Here is a 16,581-nt window from a genome sequence, read left to right as displayed (position 1 = left end):
AACCCGCAAGTTGGAATGAATGAGCGATGACTTCCGGCCGCGCCGCATTCAGGACGTGCCGGACGCCAGGGTGTCCAGTTGGCGTTTCAGCGCGGCGATGTCGGCCCTCAGGGCGGCGATGTCCGCCTTGTCCGCCGATTGTTCCGGTTCCGCCAGCTGGACCACCAGCGCGCCGCCCGGTTCGAGGGTGACCTCCGTGGTTTCCGTGACGTCGTCGCCGCCCTGGTGGCGGACCGCCGCGTCGAGGTCGGCGCGGCGCAGGCCGTTGTGGCGGATCACCGGGGTGAGCCAGTGGCCGTCGCGGGCCAGGGTGGTGGGGGAGCCCTCCAGCAGGCGGCCCAGCCGTTCGTAGCGGGCCGCCGCCCGGACCACCACGGTGTTCACCGCGAGCAGTACGGCGGCCCCGAAGGCCGCTCCGAGGACCGAGTTGTCCGGGCCGATCACGGCGTTCTGCACGACGTTGGCCAGCAGCAGCATGACGACCAGGTCGAAGGTGCTGAGCTGCGCCAGCTGGCGCTTGCCGACGATCCGGAGCAGCACGAGGATCAGCGCGTAGACCGCGACGGTGCGGAGCGCCTTCTCCAGGTACGGGACGTCGCTCTGCAGGAAGGGCGTGAGGACACCGTGGGCGGATTGCATCGGGTCAACGCTGGCACATGCCGACGGCGACCGCGGCGATCGACCCGCCGTCGACCGTGGTGGGACGAGTGGCCGCCCGCCCCGTGGAGCGGGCGGCCGACCGCGTTACGGCTTCGGCAGGGCGCAGCCCGCCCGGTTCAGGTCGATCTTGTTGCCCGCGCCGATGCAGGGGACGATGAGGTACGTCTCCTGGGCGTAGTTGATGCCCTGGCGGACGGTGACGTTGCCGTTCTCGTCCACCTCGCACGGGTTGTTCTCCGTGCAGCGCTGCCCGTCCTCATTGCCCGTGTTGTTGACCGCGACGACCTTGCCCGTCGTCGTGTCGATCACCGGGGAGCCCGAGGTGCCGCCGATGGTGTTGCAGGACGAGGTGTAGCGGACGGAGTCCTTCCAGGTCCACTCGCCCTCCTTGAGGCGGTACGCGAACCCGTCCACGTTGCAGCTGTAGATCCGCTTCCAGTACCCGGACACGACCTTGATCGCCGTGCCCTGCACCGGGCGGGCGTCGTTCAGGGTGAGCGCGCCGATGCCGTACTGGCTCTGGATCTGCGCGTACGTCTTGGTCAGCTGATAGACCGAGATGTCCGTGTCGGTCATCGTCGCGTACGCGATCTTGCTGGCCCGCAGCGTCGCCACGCGCGAGCCCGACGCGTTGAGCAGCGAGAACGAGCGGCTGGACGGCTGGTCCTTGACGACCTCGCCCGGCCCAGGGAAGCCGGTCTCGATGCAGTGTCCGTTGGACAGGACGAGCGCGGGGTCGGTCGGCAGGGAGCCGGGGGCGCGGACGACGGAGCCGGAGCAGTTGCTGAGCGCGACCGTCCCCGCGTAGTTCACGGTGACGGCCGCCGCGGCCTTGTCCTGGGGTTCGGAGGCAACGGCCGGAGCTGCCGCCGCTCCTATCAGGAGCAGCGAGAGCAGGGCGCCGGCGAGAGGCTTGTTCATGTGGGGGTTCCCCTCTGATGACGAAGCACGATGCACGAGGCAACCGAAGATCCTCCGGTTGTCATGTGCATTGTTGGGATGTCCGCCTCAACTGACAAGCCTGTACGCCCAGTTGGCAGATGCCACGCCGGTGTCAGGTTCCGGCCATGATCAGCGCAGCAGGCGCTCCCGCAGCCGGGCCGTCGTCGCGGGCGTGATCCCGACGCGCGTGGCGAGATAGCCGGCCGCGGAGCCATAGCGCGTGGTCAGGTCGGCGAGGACGAGGGAGAGGATCGTCGCCGGGGCGCGGCCGTACGCGGGCCAGCGCATGGTGCGGCCCGGGTTGGCCGCGTGCCAGTCGGCCGTGAGGCGGGCGGTGGCCAGCTCGGTGAGCGCGAAATCGGCCAGGATCTCCTCCTCGGACACTTCGAGGAGGGTCAGGACGAATGCGGCGATCAGGCCGGTGCGGTCCTTGCCGGAGGTGCAGTGGAAGACCGCCGGGCCGGGGTCGGCGGCGATGAGCTCGATCGCCGCGCGGATCTCCTCGACGCCGTCCTCGGTCACCTCGGCGAACCGGTCGGCCAGGTACCGCCAGGGGTCGACGTCGGGGTCGATCGCGGCCTGGTCGTACGGGCGGTGCTCGATGCTCAGGTTGGCGTACGTGAACCGCTCGGCCTCCGGGATCCGGCCCTTGGCCTCGATCTCCCAGGGGTAGCGCAGGTCGATGACGGTCCGTATGCCCAGCCCGAGAAAGCGCTCCCAGTCGGCGCCCGCCAGCTTGCCGAGCGAGTCGGAGCGGTAGAGCGTGCCCCAGGCGACGGTACGGCCGTCGGCGGAGCGGTAGCCGCCCAGGTCACGGAAGTTGTGCAGGCGCTCGAACTCGATGTGGCGGCGGTGCGTGTTCGCGGACGGGCCGGCGGGCGGGTCCGCGAGCGCGTCGGCGTGCAGGTCGGCGTGCAGGTCGGTCAACTCGGGCTCCTCGGGGTGCGGTTGTCACCCCAGAATGCCCCAGGAGCCCGAGGACCCCCTCGGCCCTCAGCGCTTGCGCGCGAGCGTGAGGCCGTCCGCGATCGGGAGCATCACCGACTCGACCCGCTCGTCGGCGCGCACGTGCGCGTTGAACTCCCGGATGGCCAGGGCGTTCCCCTGCGCGTCCGCCTGTGCCGCCTCTCCCCCGTACAGGACGTTGTCGGCGAGGATCAGCCCGCCGGAACGCAGGCGCGGCACGAGCTCGTCCCAGTAGGCGCGGTAGCCGGGCTTGTCGGCGTCCAGGAAGACCAGGTCGATCACCGGGTCCTGCGGCAGCGCGCGGAGCGTCTCCAGGGCCGGGGCGATCTCGAGGTCGATCCGGTCGTCCACCCCGGCCGCCTTCCAGGCCTCCCGGGCGATCGCCGTCCACTCCTCGGAGACGTCGCAGGTCAGGACCCGCCCGCCGGCCGCCAGGCCCTCGGCCAGGGCGAGCGTGGAGTAGCCGGTGAAGGTGCCGACCTCGACGATCCGGCGGGCCCCGACCGTCTTGCCCAGCAGGGTGAGGAAGACGCCCTGCTCGTGCGGGACCTGCATCTGCGCCGGGCGGCCGAGCTCGCGCGTGCGCGCGATCAGCTGCTCCTGGATCGGGCTCGGGGGCTCGGCCTGCGCCACCAGGTACCCGTACACCTCGGCGGTGAGGTGCACCGTCTTCACACCGTCGGCAGTCCTGCTCATGTCGTCCGTACACCCCTCCGCGAGTCCGTCATGCCGTCGGGAGACCCCGCGCCGCCGGATCACCCCGCTGACCAACGACACCGCCCCCGAAACGGCAACGGCGCGACCCGGCGCCGAGCGGGACCAGAACTGGGCCGGGTCGGATGCCGAATCGATTCACCGCAACCGGTACCTGGTGGCCGAACGAATCTACCTCGACGAGGTCGATCCCCTGCCGCGGATGGACGCCGTCATCGGCAACGCGGCCTTCGACCGGCCCCGCCTGCTCGGCTGACCGTCAGCCCGCCGGGTGGAGTGCCGCGTACTCCAGCGGGGCCGACGGGTCGATCGTGAGGCCGTACGGCGCCGGCTCCGCGCCCGCGCGGACCAGCAGGTCGCCGATCGCCGCGATCATCGCCCCGTTGTCCGTGCACAACGTCATCGGCGGCACCCGCAGTTCGATGCCCGCCGAGGCACAGCGCCGTTCCGCCAGCGCCCGGACGCGGGAGTTGGCCGCCACTCCGCCGACCACGACCAGCGTCTTCACCTCGTACGCCGTACAGGCCGCGACCGCCTTGCGGGTCAGTACGTCGGCCACCGCCTCCTGGAGCGAGGCCGCGCCGTCGGCGACCGGCGGCTGCTCCCCGCGCTGCCGGTAGCCCTCGGCCCAGCGGGCAGCGGCCGTCTTCAGCCCGGAGAAGGAGAAGGAGTACGCGTACGGGTCCTCCCCGCGCGGCCCGCCGGTCAGCGGGCGGGGGAACGCCACCGCCTTCGGGTTCCCGCCCCGCGCCGCCCGGTCGATGGCAGGGCCGCCCGGATACGGCAGGCCGAACACCCGGGCCACCTTGTCGAAGCACTCCCCGGCCGCATCGTCCAGGGTGTCCCCGAGGTGCAGGATCGGCTCCCGTACGAGGTCCCGTACGAGCAGCAGCGAGGTGTGCCCGCCCGAGACGACCAGCACCACGCAGGGCTCGGGCAGCGGCCCGTGCTCCAGGGTGTCGGCGGCGACGTGCCCGGCCAGGTGGTGCACCCCGTACAGCGGCACGCCCAGCGCGTACGCGAGGGTCTTGGCCCCGGCCAGTCCGACCTGGAGCGCGCCGGAGAGGCCGGGGCCGGTGGTGACGGCCACCGCGTCGAGCTGGTCCGCGCGCAGTCCGGCCTGGTCGAGGGCCTGGCGGACCACCGGGTTGAAGGCGTGCAGGTGGGCGCGGGCCGCGATCTCGGGGACGACCCCGCCGAAGCGGGCGTGCTCGTCCATGCTCGACGCGACGACGTGCGCGAGGAGCCGGCCGCCCTGCACGATGCCCGCGCCCGTCTCGTCGCAGGAGGACTCGATGCCGAGCACCACCGGAGAACCCGTCATCACACCTGCACCAGACCCTTATTGCGAGCAGTTCGCAATAAGGGTACTGGGTGCTAGTGCCGCGTCTGGCCACGTTTGCCCGTCAAGGAGCGGCCTCCGGTGCGTGCTCTCGGCGGGCCGGCCGCAAGCGCTCGTACTGGACGTACGTGAGCTTTCGGCCGGCGCGGCGAGAGTGCGTGCCGGGCGTCGCGACGGGGCGAACGTCGCCTGACGCGGCACTAGCCGCGCGGGACGACCGTCGCCAGCACCGACGGCAGCGGGTACCAGTCCGCCGAGGCGATGGACGCGTGGTGCCGGGCCATGAGGCCGACCCGGTCCCGGGCCTGGGCCTCGGTCGGGTGCACCCCGTCGATGGCGGGCGCCACGTTGTGGGCGTCGGTGGCGATCAGCAGGTAGTGGTTGCGGTCGTACCAGGCGGTGTCGATGGAGCCGCCCGCATACGCGCTCGCGTCCCCGTCGAAGACCACGAACCACGGGCGCAGCGAGGCGTCGGCGTACCGGGCGCGCGGGTCGCCGGCCTCGGCCCGGTGCACGGCGGGGAACGCGGCGGCCTGGCCGAGCCGGCCCGCGGCGGCGAGGGAGTGCAGGTGCTGGGCGTACTCCCGGTCGGTCCACAGGGTGTCGCCGGCGTTGCCCTCCTCCAGCGTGCCGGGGATCAGCTCCACCAGGAACTTCCCGGCCATCGCGGCGCGGCTCGGCCAGGCGCCGGCCCGGGCGGCGCTGTCCAGGTCGGGGTGGCCGGCGGCGAGCAGGCCGGGGCGGTAGACGGCGTCGCCGAGCTTCGAGGCCAGCAGCGCGTCGAGCTCGGCCGGGCCGCGCCCGAGGTTGGCGGCGAAGCCGTCCTTGAGCTCCAGCTTGAGGACGACCGGGCGGTGGCCGGGGTGGGCGTCGTGCCAGCTGCGGATGTCGGAGAGGCAGCCCGCGAGGTTCTGGTTGCGGGACTTGGTGCGCAGCTGGGCGGGGCTCGTGGCGTTCTCGCAGTTGTTGTCGTTGCCGAAGGGGTTGTCGTGGGCGACCCGCCAGGAGCTGCCGAAGAAGTTGGTCCACACGTCGAGTTCCAGCATCGCGGCGCCCGAGTCGAGGGCGTCCGCGAAGTACGGGTACTTGGCCTTCTCGTACGCGTTGTGCACGCCGACGCCGGTCGATCCCGCGTACGGGAGGTCGACTCCTGTCCCCCTCGCGACGGCCCCCGCCGGGGCCGTGCCCAGTACGAGGGCCAGGGCCGCCAGACCCGCCGTCACCGCGCCCGCCATCCGGTTCCGCAATCCCATGCTTTCGGCTCCTGTCCGCCCAGTCGGTGCGCCACGTATCAACTCGCCGGGAGGTTAGGCGAGTTGGGTGACGTCCGGAAGGACGGCGGATGACGGGTGCCCTGCTGTGAGAACGGACACGTTCCGGATCCGGAACTGCTGTCGTCACGCCGTCCGTCGAACAGGGGGTTGATCGGAATGCCGATCGGGGTTTCCGGGCGGGAGAGCCACATGTTCACCAAGGTTCACGGGCGGGCCGTACGGGTCTCCCTGCTCGTCGGCATGTGCTGCGCGGTGCTGATCGGGGGTGGCGGGTTCCTGTGGGAGCTGCGCGGCATCGCGGCGCACCTCGCGGACGGGGATCCCGCGGAGGGGAGCTACGTACAGGACCCGGAGCAGGCCGACCGCGCGGCGGCGGCCGTGCTGGACGGCCTGGCGCGGGAGGCTCCGGCGCAGGAGGCTCCGGTACGGGAGGTCCCGGCTCAGGGGGCTCCGGCGCAGGAGGTCCCGGCGCAGGAGGCTCCGGTACGGGAGACCCCGGCGCGGGAATCCGCCCCGCCGGGCCCGACCGCGCAGGGCACGGGCGGCCCCCCGGCCGGCGTGCACTGGCGGTCGGGCGGCTGGCAGCCCTCCGACCCGCTGGTCGCGCGGCCCGCGGCTGCCGAGCCCGCGACCGGGGCGCTGTTCTCGCCCGGCGAGGACGGGGACCAGGACCACCACTGCTCGGCCGGCGTGGTCCACTCCCCCGACGGCGACCTCATCGCCACCGCCGCCCACTGCGTGTACCGCGGCAGCTTCGGCTTCCGCACCAACCTCGTCTTCGCCCCGGGCTACCGGGACGGCGAGGCCCCGTACGGGATCTGGGTGCCCACCCGGATCGACGTGGACCCCCGGTGGACCGAGGACCAGGACCCCGACCACGACGTGGCCTTCCTCCGGATGCGCCGGCCCGGCCGTCCCGGCGAGCGCCTGGAGGACGCCACCGGGGCCCATACGATCCGGTTCCGGCCCGAACTGCCCGCGCCGGCCCGGGTCGTTGGCTATCCGAACGACACCGAGCACCCGGTGGAGTGCTTCAACACCGCCCGCGCCGCGGGGCCCGCGCAGCTGCGGCTGGATTGCGCGGACGTACCCGACGGCACGAGCGGTGGTCCGGTGCTGACCGACGCGCACACCCTGATCGGGGTGGTCGGCGGCCGCGACGGGGGCGGGGACGAGACGACCTCGTACAGCAGCCGGTTCGACGAGGCGGTACGCGACCTGTACGAACGGGCCGTGGCAGCCCCCCGCTAAGCGGCCTCGGGGAAGTGGGGTTGCGTTCTCTCGTCGTCCGGTGCGGTGCATCGCAAGGCGGAGCGGCACGCCTGTACTGGACGTACCAGGGTGCTGCGACAACGCGGCGAGGCGCCGTGCCGGGCGGCGCGGGGGCGTGCCCCACTCCACCGAGGCCGCTCAGGGGGTTTCCGGCCGGACCCCGCCGTATCCGGGCAGACCCTACGAACCCGAGTCCGGCGGGCCGGGGTGGTGCGGCGGGTAGGCGGCGTTCTCCGGGGCCGTCGGCAGGCGCCACTTGGACAGGACCCGGATCACCGTGCCCGGGCTCAGCAGGGTGTTCGGCGAGGCCGACAGCGACAGCACGCCGAAGAAGGGCCGGGAGATCTCCGGGTCGGCGTTCGCACCCACGATCACCCGGGACATGTACGCCTGCAGGACCTTGGTCGCCCGGTCGGGCGGCGGCCCCTCGGTCTCCGGGTAGCGCATGTCCTCGCTGGTGGCGATCTGCCAGGCCACGTCGGAGGCGGTGGCCGTACGCCGCTGGATCCGCCGGGCGGCCGCGGCGATCTCCCGGGGCGCCAGCCCCCGGATGGCGCCGGCCAGCGCGTCCGCCGCGAGGGCGGCCACCGTCATCCCGTGCCCGTACACGGGGTTGAACCGGCAGGCGGCGTCGCCGAGGACGACGAATCCGGCCGGCCAGCGGTCGAGTCGCTCGTAGTGGCGCCATTCGTTCGCGGTGCTCCGGAAGCCCGTCGGCGAGGAGAGCGGTTTGGCGTCGCGGAGGGCGTCGTACAGGGCCGGGGTGCGCAGGGTCCGGGTGTACTCGAGGAACTCCTCGTCCCCGGTCGGCGGGGCGTGTTCGCCGTTGCCGATCAGGGTCGCCAGCCAGCGGCCGTCGTCGAGGGGCACCAGCACACCCCCGCGCGGGCTGTCGGGGCGGCCCTGGACGTACATGCCCTGCCAGCGGCGGGCCGGATCCGGCGGGACCTCGTAGTAGCGGCTGGAGTAGCCGAGACGGGAGTCGTAGCGGGTGGTCGCCGGGGCCGGGTGGCCGAGGGCGGCGAGCCAGGCCGGGGCCCGGGAGGTCCGCCCGGTCGCGTCGACCACGAAGCGGGCGGGCAGCGGGCCGCCCTCGCGCAGCCGTACGCCGGCCACGGAGCGGCCGTCCGGTCCGGCGACGAGCCCGGTCGCCGTGGATCCGGCGCGGACCCGGATGCGTTCGTCCCGCAGGACCTCCCTGCGGACCGTCCAGTCGATCAGCTCCCGGCTGCCCACCAGGATCCGGGACCCCGGGACCTGGTGGAACCAGTCGGCGGAGCTCAGCCACAGGAAGTCCCGCGGCGACTCCATCAGGGCCGCCCCGGCCGCGAGCAGCTCGCGGGTGACCCCGGGCAGCAGCTCCTCCATCAGCTCCAGGCCCCGCGACCACAGCACGTGCACGTGCCGGGACTGCGGCACACCGGGCCGGAAGGCCGGTCCGGTGTCGGGCAGTTCGTCCCGCTCCACCACGGTCACGCGCGCGAACCGCTGGGCGAGTGCCCGCGCCGCCAGCAGCCCCGCCAGGCCTGCGCCGAGGACCACTGCGTGGTCGTGGGCTTCTGGGTGGTTGTCCGTGTCGTCGTCCATGCGCCGAGTCTTCCGTGGCGGACGCAACCGGGATCAGGTCCCGCCCGGGGCGCCCCGAGGCACCCCGGGGGCGGACGGGCTCACGGCGGGGCGCCCGGCCCGGATCACCTCAGCGTGCGAGGGAGCCGTACGGGACGGAGGTGAGCTTCTCCGAGGCCGCCCAGAGCCGTTCGCCGGAGGTGTCGTCCAGGGTCCACTTCGCCCGCCAGGAGAGGACGGGCGCCCCGCGCCAGCCGAACCGCGGTCCGTAGAAGGCGTCGGGCAGCACCCTCGGCGCGGTGGCCGCGTACAGCGTGGGCAGGGCCCCGGAGGCCGCGGACTGCGCGAGGACGGCGGCGCCGACCCCCATGAGCCGGGACATGGGCCGGTGGCCCTCCTGGCGCGATGCCCCGGCGTGCAGGTTGGTCGAGGCGTAGCCGGGGTGCGCGGCGGCCGCGACGATCCCGGAGCCTGCGGCCTCGAGCCGCCGGGCCAGTTCGTGGGTGAAGAGGAGGCCCGCGGTCTTGGAGCGGCCGTACGCGATCCAGCGCCGGTAGCGGTGCTCGCTGTTCAGGTCGTCGAGGTCGATGTCGCCGAGGGCGTGGAACCCGCTGGAGACGGTGACGATCCGGGCTCCGGGGTCCGCGGCCAGCAGCTGCGGCAGGAGCAGTCCGGTCAGGGCGAAGTGGCCGAGGTGGTTGACCCCGAACTGGGTCTCGAACCCGTCGGCGGTCCGCCCGAACGGCAGGGCCATCACGCCCGCGTTGTTCACCAGAAGGTCGAGGGAGGGCCGGCGCTGTCCGTAGGCCTTCGCGAACTCCCGTACGGAGTCCAGGTCGGCCAGGTCCAGCGGTACGAACTCCGCCTCGGCGCCCGGGACTTCGGCGCGCAGCCGCACCACCGCGGCCCGGCCGCGCGCCGCGCTGCGGCAGGCCAGTACCACGTCTGCGCCGCGCCGGGCGAGCTCCCGGGCGGCGATATAGCCGATACCGCTGTTGGCGCCCGTGACGACGGCGGTCCGGCCGCTCTGGTCCGGGATGTTCTCGGCGTTCCAGCCAGGCATGCAGTCTCCCTCGCGAGGTGGGTCGAGCGGCGCGGTCACGTTGGGGTTACCGAGGGTAGACCTCGCCCTTCGCGGGGGTGGAGCCGGGGGCCGGTCACCCGGCCAGTAGGCTGCGGGTCCACCCGCTCCCTTCCCGTTCCCGAGGTACCGCGCAGTGAGCTCCGCACCGCCCCCCATGCCCGTGTCGGTCGTCGGCCTCGGCGCCGACGGCTGGGCCGGGCTCACCGCCGCCGCGCGTACCGCGCTGACCGGGGCCGAGGTGCTGATCGGCGGGCCGCGGCAGCTGGACCTGCTGCCGTACGGCGAGTGCGCCGGCGAGCGGGTGGCCTGGCCGAGCCCGCTGCGGCCGGCCGTGCCGAAGCTGATGGCCGAGCACGCGGGCCGGCGGATCGCGGTGCTGGCGAGCGGCGACCCCATGTTCTACGGGATCGGCCGGGCCCTGGCGCAGGAGCTCGGGCCGGACGCCCTGCGGGTCCACCCGCACCCCTCGTCGGTGTCGTACGCCTGTGCCCGCCTGGGCTGGCCGGTGGAGGAGACCGAGGTGGTCACGGTGGTCGGCCGCCCGGTGGCCCGGCTCGCGGCCGCCCTGTACGAGGGGCGGCGGGTGCTGGTACTCAGCGCCGGAGCGGCGACCCCGGACGAGATCGCTGCTCTGCTTCGAGAGCGGGGCTTCGGCCCGAGCCGGATGCGGGTGCTGGAGCAGCTCGGCTCCGAGCGCGAGGACACGTACGAGGGGCGGGCCGAGAGCTGGGACCACGCGCCCGGCGATCCGCTCAACGTGGTGGCCGTGGACTGCCGCCGCGACCCGGAGAGCGAGGTCCCGCGGCTCGGCGCGACCCCCGGCCTGCCCGACACCGCGTACGAGCACGACGGCCAGCTCACCAAGCGCCACGTACGGGCCGCGACCCTGTGCGCCCTCGCCCCGGCCCCCGGCGAGCTGCTGTGGGACATCGGCGGCGGCTCCGGCTCCATCGGCATCGAGTGGATGCGCACGCACCCCTCCTGCCGGGCCGTGACCGTGGAGCGCGTCCCGGAGCGGGCGGCCCGCATCAGCCGCAACGCGGCGGCGCTCGGCGTCCCGGGGCTGCGCGTGGTCACCGGCGCCGCTCCCGAGGCCCTCGCCGGACTCCCGGCCCCCGACGCGGTGTTCATCGGCGGCGGGCTGACCGCGCCGGGCCTGCTGGACTCCGCCTGGGCGGCCCTGGCCCCGGGCGGCCGGCTCGTGGTCAACACCGTGACCCTGGAGTCGGAGGCGGTCCTCACCGAGCGCTACCGGCACCACGGCGGCGACCTGGTCAAACTCGCCGTCGCGCACGCGGCGGCGGTCGGCGGCTTCACGGGCTGGCGGCAGGCGATGCCGGTCACCCAGTGGTCCGTGACCAAGCCCTGGGCGCGGACGGCCCCTCCCACAGCAGCGCACGAAGAGAACGAAAAGGATCCGACGACATGACCGTGTACTTCATCGGTGCGGGCCCCGGCGCCGCCGACCTGATCACGGTGCGCGGTGCCCGGATGCTGGCCGCCGCCCCGGTCTGCCTGTACGCGGGCAGCCTGGTCCCGCGCGAACTGCTGGCCGAGTGCCCGCCGGACGCCCGCCTGGTCGACACCTCGCAGCTGAACCTCGACGAGATCATCGCCGAGTGCGTACGGGCCCACGCGGCGGGCGAGGACGTGGCGCGGCTCCACTCGGGCGACCCGTCGATCTTCAGCGCGGTCGCGGAGCAGATGCGGCGGCTTGATGCGGCCGGCATCCCGTACGAGGTGGTGCCCGGCGTCCCGGCGTTCGCGGCGGCCGCGGCTGCGCTGAAGCGGGAGCTGACGGTCCCCACCGTCGGCCAGACCGTGATCCTGACCCGGATCGCCCAGCAGGCCACCCCGATGCCGCCCGGCGAGGACCTGGCCACCCTGGGCCGCAGCGGCGCGCTGCTCGTCCTGCACCTGGCCACGCGCTACGTGGACCGGGTCGTCGCCGAACTGCTGCCGCACTACGGGGCCGAGTGCCCGGTGGCGGTCGTGGCCATGGCCAGCCGCCCCGACGAGCTGATCCTGCGCGGCACGCTGGCCGACATCGCGGCGCAGGTGAAGGAGGCGGGCCTGGTCCGCACCGCGGTGATCATCGTGGGCCGTACGCTCGGCGCCGAGCAGTTCCGCGACAGCCACCTGTACTCCCCCGAGCGCGACCGGCATGTCTGCTGACGGAGTGCGGGCCCATGTGCTGATCCTGGGCGGCACGACCGAGGCCCGGCGCCTCGCCGGTGCGCTGGCCGCCACGGGGACGGAGGCGGGCTCCGGCATCCGTGCCGGCGCCGGCCGGGGTACCGCCTCGGGCGCCGTGCCGGATGTCGCCCCGGGCTCCGGTACGGCGCCGCACGCCCCGCTGCGGGTGACCACCTCGCTCGCCGGGCGGGTCTCGGCACCGGTGCTGCCGCCGGGCGAGACACGGATCGGCGGCTTCGGCGGCGCGGCGGGCCTGGCGGCCTGGATCGCCGCCCACCGGGTGACCCACCTGGTCGACGCCACGCACCCGTTCGCGGAGCGGATGAGCTTCAACGCCGCAGAGGCGGCGGCGCTTTCGGGCGTTCCGCTGGTCGCGCTGCGCCGCCCCGGGTGGAGTCCCGTCCCCGGGGACGACTGGCATTTCGCCGATTCCCTCTCCGGGGCGGCCGCGGTGGTGGCGGACCTCGGCAGCCGGGTCTTCCTGACCACCGGCCGGATGGGCCTGCACACGTTCGCGCACCTTGCCGACACCTGGTTCCTGGTGCGTTCGGTGGACCCGCCGCAAGCGCCCGTGCCGCCGCGCCTCGAAGTCCTGCTCGCCCGCGGCCCGTTCGGCCTGGACGACGAGCGGGAGCTGCTGGCCCGGCACCGGATCGACGTCCTGGTCACCAAGGACAGCGGGGGCTCCGCCACCGCCCCCAAGCTCACCGCGGCCCGCGAGGCCGGGATCCCGGTGGTCGTCGTCCGCCGCCCCCCGGTCCCGCAGGGCGTGCGGGAGACCTCCTCGGTCGAGGCCGTCCGGCACTGGCTGCTGCACGGCTGACCACACCTACGCCGCCGCCGGCCCGGCGAGGGCCGGCGGGCGCGTCGGCCCCGCGCCGCGCCCGCCCCGCCCTGTGCGCCCCGCGTACGCCCTTCGTACGCTCCCGTAAGCCGCGGCACGGCGGCCACTCAACGCGAAAGCCCGAACCTCACGTCACCTCCTCACCCGGTCACGGGTAGCGGCGCGGGGTCCACGTCACCCGGGAGCCGTCCGGCCGCTCCGTGACCTGGGTCTGCGAGGATCCGATCAGCAGGATCGTGCGCATGTCCACCTCGGACGGCTCCAGTTCGCCGAGCTCGAGGATGCGGACCGACTGCTGCGGACCGCCCACGTCCCGCGCGACCACAACCGGTGTCTGCGGCGAACGCAGCTCCAGCAGCAGCTCCTTGGCCTGGGCGACCTGCCAGGTCCGGCTGCGCGAGCCCGGGTTGTACAGGGCGAGCACCAAGTCGGCTGCGGCGGCGGCGCGCAGCCGCTCCGCGATGACCTCCCACGGCTTGAGCCGGTCCGACAGGGAGATCGTGGCGTAGTCGTGGCCGAGCGGGGCCCCGGCCGCGGCGGCTGCCGCGTTGGCGGCGGTCACCCCCGGCAGGACCCGTACGGGCACGTCCTTGTACTCCGGCTGCCCCGCGACCTCCAGGACGGCGGTGGCCATGGCGAAGACGCCCGGGTCGCCACCGGAGACCACGACGACCCGCTTGCCGCGGCGGGCGAGGTCGAGCGCGAACTCGGCGCGCTCCGACTCGACCTTGTTGTCGGAGCCGTGCCGGATCTGGCCCGGCTTGACGGGTACGCGGTCCAGGTACGTGGTGTACCCGACGAGCACCTCGGCGTCGGCCAGCGCCCGCCGGGTCTCGGGGGTGAGCCAGAGCGGCCCGGCCGGTCCGGTGCCGACGACGGCGACCCCGCCGGGCCCGGACGGCACGCTGCCAGGGTTGCCGATGCGGCTGGGCACGACGGCGACGGCGAAGTACGGGACGCTGTCGGGGTCGGTGTCGGCGAGGACGCCGGTCCGCTCGCCCGCCATGGTGGCGCGCTCGACGTACCGGGCCTCCGCCAGCCGCCCGCTGCCCTCCATGGCCCGGCGCACGGCGGGGAAGGTGCGGCCGAGCTTCATCACGACCGCGGAGTCCGTGGCGGCGAGGCGGGCGGTGAGCTCCTCCTCCGGCAGGGTGCCGGGCAGGATCGTCAGCACCTCCTCGCCCTCGACGAGCGGGGTGCCGAGCCGGGCGGCGGCGGCGCTCACCGACGTCACCCCGGGGATCACCTCGGCCTCGTAGCGGTCGGCGAGCCGCTTGTGCATGTGCATGTACGAGCCGTAGAAGAGCGGGTCTCCCTCGGCGAGCACGGCGACGGTCCGGCCGGCCTCCAGGTGCGCGGCCAGCCGGGCGGCGGACTCCTCGTAGAACTCCTCCATCGCCCCCTGGTAGCCGCCTGGGTGGTCGGTGGTCTCGGTGGTGACCGGATAGACCAGCGGCTCCTCGACGTGGTCCGCGCGCAGGTGCTCGGCGGCGATCGAGCGGGCGATCGAGCGGCCGTGGCGGGCGCTGTGGTACGCGACGACATCGGCCTCGGCGATGACCTGGACGGCCCGGAGGGTCATCAGGGAGGGGTCGCCGGGGCCGAGCCCGACGCCGTACAGCTTTCCGGTGCGGGCTGCGGTGCTGGCTGCGCTGCTCATTCTTCCTCGCTCGCGATCGCGTTGACGGCGGCGGCCGCGATGGCGCTGCCGCCGCGCCGGCCGCGCACGATCAGGTGGTCGAGGCCGGAGACGTGGGCGGCGAGCGCGTCCTTGGACTCGGCGGCGCCGATGAAGCCGACCGGGACGCCGATGACGGCGGCGGGGCGCGGGGCGCCCTCCTCGATCATCTCGAGCAGCCGGAACAGCGCGGTCGGCGCGTTGCCGACGGCGATCACGGAGCCCTCCAGCAGGCCGCGGTCGCGCCAGACTTCGAGGGCGGCGGCGCTGCGCGTGGTGCCCATCTTCGCGGCGAGGGCGGGCACGGCCGGGTCGGAGAGGGTGCAGATCACCTCGTTGTCGGCGGGCAGCCGCTTGCGGGTGACCCCGCTGGCGACCATCTGCACGTCGCAGAGGATCGGCGCGCCGGCGGTCAGGGCGGCACGCGCGCGCAGCACGACGTCGGGGGTGTAGCCGAGGTCCTGGGGCAGGTCGGTCATTCCGCAGGCGTGAATCATGCGTACCGCGACCTGGGCGACGGAGGCGGGCAGCCCGGAGAGGTCCGCCTCGGCGCGGATCGTGGCAAAGGACTGGCGGTAGATCGCCGCGCCGTCCTTCTCGTACTCGAACACTGTGTACTCGCTCATTTCTTCGCTGCGTCGTGGGAGGTGGTGCGGCGTGCGTCCGCGAGGGCCGCGGGAAGTTCGGAGGTCTGGAGGCCGCGGCGCGGGGTGCGGCCGGCCGCAGAGAGGTCGTAGCCCGTGGGTGTGGCGACCACGTCCACCCACGCGGTACCGCGGGGGTGCCCACACCGGCGTTCGCACCCGGACCAGTGCACGGGCAGGGGGCCGGTCGCACGGGTGACGGCGGCGCGCGCGTCGGCGCGTACGTCCGCGAGGGATTTGGCGCAACCGGGGCGTCCGGTACAGGCGGTGACGGACCGCCAGGGGTCGTCAGGGGCGGTGACCAGCCCGGCCTCGGCGAGGGCGGCCAGCTCTTGTGCTGCGGCGCGGGCGGGCAGGCCGGGGACGACGATGCCGCGCCAGGGGGTCAGGCGGATGCGGCCCGTGAGGCCGGCCAGCAGGCGCCACTGCGCGGTGGTCAGGCGGCCCAGCGGTGCGAGGACGCTGAGCGCGGCGGTGCCGTGGGGCCCTTCGACGATGCCGGGCTCAGGGGCCGGGGAGCGCCGGGCGTCTTCCCGTACGAGGGCGGCCTCGATCCCGGCGGCGGCCAGCCGCACACCCAACTCACCGGAGAGCAGGGCATGTTCGGCGGGCAGCTCGGCAACCCGCCAGGCCCGGGTACCGGCTTCCCGGACGGCGTCGAGGAAGTACGCGGCGGCCACGAGGGCGGCCCGGGGCGCGTCGGCCGCGGCCACGAGCAGGGCGTCCGCCGGATCGGCCGTCCACAGCAGGGTTCGGTCGGCGTCCCGGGCGACCAGGTTCACGTCCGCGGCGAGGGAGGTGACGTCGCCGCGGCCGTCGTCGAGGGCGAACAGGAAGCGGCCGGACAGCCCGGCCGCGGGCGCGCTCGTGCACAGCAGCCGGTCCAGCTCTGCGACCCAGGGCGCCACGTCGGGCAGGCCGCGCCGGTCGAGGCCGGTCAGCGGCGAGGCGACGATGTTGCGGACGCGCTCGTGGGTGGGCGCGGGCAGCAGGCCGGCGCGGACGAGCACGGACTGCAGTTCGCCGCCGCAGCCCGCCCCGAGGCCGCGCAGTTGCGCATTGCCGCGGGAGGTGAGGTCGATGTGCCCGTCGCCGAGCCGCTCCGCGGCATCGGCCAGCAGCGAGGCCGCGTCCGCGTCGAGCATCCCGCCGGGTACCCGGACCCGGGCCAGGAACCCGTCGTCCGCGGCGTGCAGCCGCAGCGCACCGGGGCAGGCGTCACCGCGGTCGCGTATGACGGGTTCGTCCCGCGATGCGGCGGAGGGGGGCTGGGGCGGCATGGCGGCGAGCATACCCACGATTCCCCCGCCCCGACCTGTGGCCGTCACCACCCACCCCTCCGCGCAGCGGTGGTGCGCGGGCGGGCTCGGCGCTCCGCGGAGCGGGGGGGGCGCGCGGG

The 16,581-nt window shown here is 74.3% G+C and carries 16 protein-coding genes; 5 read left to right on the top strand and 11 right to left on the bottom strand.

Annotated elements, in window-relative coordinates:
• Nucleotides 1-48: 48 nt before the first annotated feature.
• From AB0M76_RS04185 to AB0M76_RS04170, 4 genes are all read right to left on the bottom strand, one after another.
• Nucleotides 49-639, bottom strand: a complete 591-nt coding sequence (locus AB0M76_RS04185) for a YetF domain-containing protein (protein ID WP_365951439.1) — start codon at nucleotides 637-639, stop codon at nucleotides 49-51.
• Between the two features lie 105 nt (nucleotides 640-744).
• A complete protein-coding gene (locus AB0M76_RS04180) occupies nucleotides 745-1,581 on the bottom strand; it encodes a serine protease (RefSeq protein WP_365951438.1) in 837 nt (278 codons plus the stop codon).
• Between the two features lie 150 nt (nucleotides 1,582-1,731).
• A complete protein-coding gene (locus AB0M76_RS04175; protein WP_365951902.1) occupies nucleotides 1,732-2,508 on the bottom strand; it encodes a tyrosine-protein phosphatase in 777 nt (258 codons plus the stop codon).
• An 87-nt stretch (nucleotides 2,509-2,595) separates the two neighbouring features.
• A complete protein-coding gene (locus AB0M76_RS04170) occupies nucleotides 2,596-3,264 on the bottom strand; it encodes an O-methyltransferase (RefSeq protein WP_365951437.1) in 669 nt (222 codons plus the stop codon).
• Between AB0M76_RS04170 and AB0M76_RS04165 the strand changes: the two genes are divergently transcribed.
• Entirely contained in the window at nucleotides 3,263-3,538 is a 276-nt protein-coding gene (locus AB0M76_RS04165; RefSeq protein ID WP_365951436.1) for a hypothetical protein, read from the top strand. The genes AB0M76_RS04170 and AB0M76_RS04165 overlap by 2 nt on opposite strands.
• A gap of 3 nt (nucleotides 3,539-3,541) precedes the next feature.
• On the opposite strand, the gene tsaD is transcribed toward AB0M76_RS04165, so the two are convergent.
• Complete coding sequence (gene tsaD, locus AB0M76_RS04160; protein ID WP_365951435.1) at nucleotides 3,542-4,606, bottom strand: tRNA (adenosine(37)-N6)-threonylcarbamoyltransferase complex transferase subunit TsaD; 1,065 nt, start codon at nucleotides 4,604-4,606, stop codon at nucleotides 3,542-3,544.
• A gap of 218 nt (nucleotides 4,607-4,824) precedes the next feature.
• Nucleotides 4,825-5,877: a phosphatidylinositol-specific phospholipase C domain-containing protein gene (locus tag AB0M76_RS04155; RefSeq protein ID WP_365951434.1), complete on the bottom strand. Its 1,053-nt coding sequence runs from the start codon at nucleotides 5,875-5,877 to the stop codon at nucleotides 4,825-4,827.
• 210 nt (nucleotides 5,878-6,087) lie between these two features.
• Here AB0M76_RS04155 and AB0M76_RS04150 point away from each other — a divergent pair, with 210 nt between their 5' ends.
• Nucleotides 6,088-7,149, top strand: a complete 1,062-nt coding sequence (locus AB0M76_RS04150; RefSeq protein WP_365951433.1) for a trypsin-like peptidase domain-containing protein — start codon at nucleotides 6,088-6,090, stop codon at nucleotides 7,147-7,149.
• Between the two features lie 201 nt (nucleotides 7,150-7,350).
• Here AB0M76_RS04150 and AB0M76_RS04145 read toward each other — a convergent pair whose 3' ends face one another.
• Together AB0M76_RS04145 and AB0M76_RS04140 are read right to left on the bottom strand one after the other, a co-directional pair.
• Nucleotides 7,351-8,757 (bottom strand): FAD-dependent monooxygenase, encoded by a 1,407-nt coding sequence (locus AB0M76_RS04145; RefSeq protein WP_365951432.1) that lies wholly within the window; start codon nucleotides 8,755-8,757, stop codon nucleotides 7,351-7,353.
• A gap of 109 nt (nucleotides 8,758-8,866) precedes the next feature.
• A complete protein-coding gene (locus AB0M76_RS04140) occupies nucleotides 8,867-9,799 on the bottom strand; it encodes an oxidoreductase (RefSeq protein WP_365951431.1) in 933 nt (310 codons plus the stop codon).
• A 175-nt stretch (nucleotides 9,800-9,974) separates the two neighbouring features.
• Here AB0M76_RS04140 and cbiE point away from each other — a divergent pair, with 175 nt between their 5' ends.
• Genes cbiE through AB0M76_RS04125 form a run of 3 tightly spaced genes read left to right on the top strand, consistent with a single transcriptional unit; the run spans nucleotide 9,975 to nucleotide 12,839 of the window.
• On the top strand, nucleotides 9,975-11,249 hold the full coding sequence (gene cbiE, locus AB0M76_RS04135; protein WP_365951901.1) for a precorrin-6y C5,15-methyltransferase (decarboxylating) subunit CbiE: 1,275 nt from the start codon (nucleotides 9,975-9,977) through the stop codon (nucleotides 11,247-11,249).
• Nucleotides 11,246-11,995, top strand: coding sequence for a precorrin-4 C(11)-methyltransferase (gene cobM / locus AB0M76_RS04130; RefSeq protein ID WP_266997724.1), 750 nt, complete (start codon nucleotides 11,246-11,248; stop codon nucleotides 11,993-11,995). Before cbiE ends, cobM begins: the two co-directional genes overlap by 4 nt.
• A complete protein-coding gene (locus AB0M76_RS04125; protein WP_365951430.1) occupies nucleotides 11,985-12,839 on the top strand; it encodes a cobalt-precorrin-6A reductase in 855 nt (284 codons plus the stop codon). Before cobM ends, AB0M76_RS04125 begins: the two co-directional genes overlap by 11 nt.
• Nucleotides 12,840-13,008: 169 nt before the next feature.
• On the opposite strand, the gene AB0M76_RS04120 is transcribed toward AB0M76_RS04125, so the two are convergent.
• From AB0M76_RS04120 to cobG, 3 genes are read right to left on the bottom strand one after another with little or no spacing between them, the layout of a single operon-like run.
• Nucleotides 13,009-14,520, bottom strand: a complete 1,512-nt coding sequence (locus AB0M76_RS04120; protein WP_365951429.1) for a precorrin-2 C(20)-methyltransferase — start codon at nucleotides 14,518-14,520, stop codon at nucleotides 13,009-13,011.
• Nucleotides 14,517-15,164: a precorrin-8X methylmutase gene (locus tag AB0M76_RS04115; RefSeq protein ID WP_365951428.1), complete on the bottom strand. Its 648-nt coding sequence runs from the start codon at nucleotides 15,162-15,164 to the stop codon at nucleotides 14,517-14,519. Before AB0M76_RS04115 ends, AB0M76_RS04120 begins: the two co-directional genes overlap by 4 nt.
• On the bottom strand, nucleotides 15,161-16,462 hold the full coding sequence (cobG, locus tag AB0M76_RS04110; protein WP_365951427.1) for a precorrin-3B synthase: 1,302 nt from the start codon (nucleotides 16,460-16,462) through the stop codon (nucleotides 15,161-15,163). The genes AB0M76_RS04115 and cobG overlap by 4 nt, the downstream gene beginning before the upstream one ends.
• Nucleotides 16,463-16,581 lie beyond the last annotated feature (119 nt).

It is taken from the genome of Streptomyces sp. NPDC051364 (assembly GCF_040682115.1).
Classification (GTDB): Bacteria; Actinomycetota; Actinomycetes; order Streptomycetales; family Streptomycetaceae; genus Streptomyces.
This window is presented reverse-complemented; position numbering and strand designations above follow the sequence as displayed.

What these genes read in the sequence shown, in the direction of transcription:
- cobM (WP_266997724.1), top strand. Translation starts at nt 11,246, where the DNA reads ATGACCGTGTACTTCATCGGTGCGGGCCCCGGCGCCGCCGACCTGATC.
- tsaD (WP_365951435.1), bottom strand. Translation starts at nt 4,606, where the DNA reads ATGACGGGTTCTCCGGTGGTGCTCGGCATCGAGTCCTCCTGCGACGAG.
- AB0M76_RS04180 (WP_365951438.1), bottom strand. Translation starts at nt 1,581, where the DNA reads ATGAACAAGCCTCTCGCCGGCGCCCTGCTCTCGCTGCTCCTGATAGGA.
- AB0M76_RS04150 (WP_365951433.1), top strand. Translation starts at nt 6,088, where the DNA reads ATGTTCACCAAGGTTCACGGGCGGGCCGTACGGGTCTCCCTGCTCGTC.
- AB0M76_RS04140 (WP_365951431.1), bottom strand. Translation starts at nt 9,799, where the DNA reads ATGCCTGGCTGGAACGCCGAGAACATCCCGGACCAGAGCGGCCGGACC.
- AB0M76_RS04120 (WP_365951429.1), bottom strand. Translation starts at nt 14,520, where the DNA reads ATGAGCAGCGCAGCCAGCACCGCAGCCCGCACCGGAAAGCTGTACGGC.
- AB0M76_RS04165 (WP_365951436.1), top strand. Translation starts at nt 3,263, where the DNA reads ATGTCGTCCGTACACCCCTCCGCGAGTCCGTCATGCCGTCGGGAGACC.
- AB0M76_RS04170 (WP_365951437.1), bottom strand. Translation starts at nt 3,264, where the DNA reads ATGAGCAGGACTGCCGACGGTGTGAAGACGGTGCACCTCACCGCCGAG.
- AB0M76_RS04145 (WP_365951432.1), bottom strand. Translation starts at nt 8,757, where the DNA reads ATGGACGACGACACGGACAACCACCCAGAAGCCCACGACCACGCAGTG.
- AB0M76_RS04185 (WP_365951439.1), bottom strand. Translation starts at nt 639, where the DNA reads ATGCAATCCGCCCACGGTGTCCTCACGCCCTTCCTGCAGAGCGACGTC.
- cbiE (WP_365951901.1), top strand. Translation starts at nt 9,975, where the DNA reads ATGCCCGTGTCGGTCGTCGGCCTCGGCGCCGACGGCTGGGCCGGGCTC.
- AB0M76_RS04125 (WP_365951430.1), top strand. Translation starts at nt 11,985, where the DNA reads ATGTCTGCTGACGGAGTGCGGGCCCATGTGCTGATCCTGGGCGGCACG.
- AB0M76_RS04115 (WP_365951428.1), bottom strand. Translation starts at nt 15,164, where the DNA reads ATGAGCGAGTACACAGTGTTCGAGTACGAGAAGGACGGCGCGGCGATC.
- cobG (WP_365951427.1), bottom strand. Translation starts at nt 16,462, where the DNA reads ATGCCGCCCCAGCCCCCCTCCGCCGCATCGCGGGACGAACCCGTCATA.
- AB0M76_RS04155 (WP_365951434.1), bottom strand. Translation starts at nt 5,877, where the DNA reads ATGGGATTGCGGAACCGGATGGCGGGCGCGGTGACGGCGGGTCTGGCG.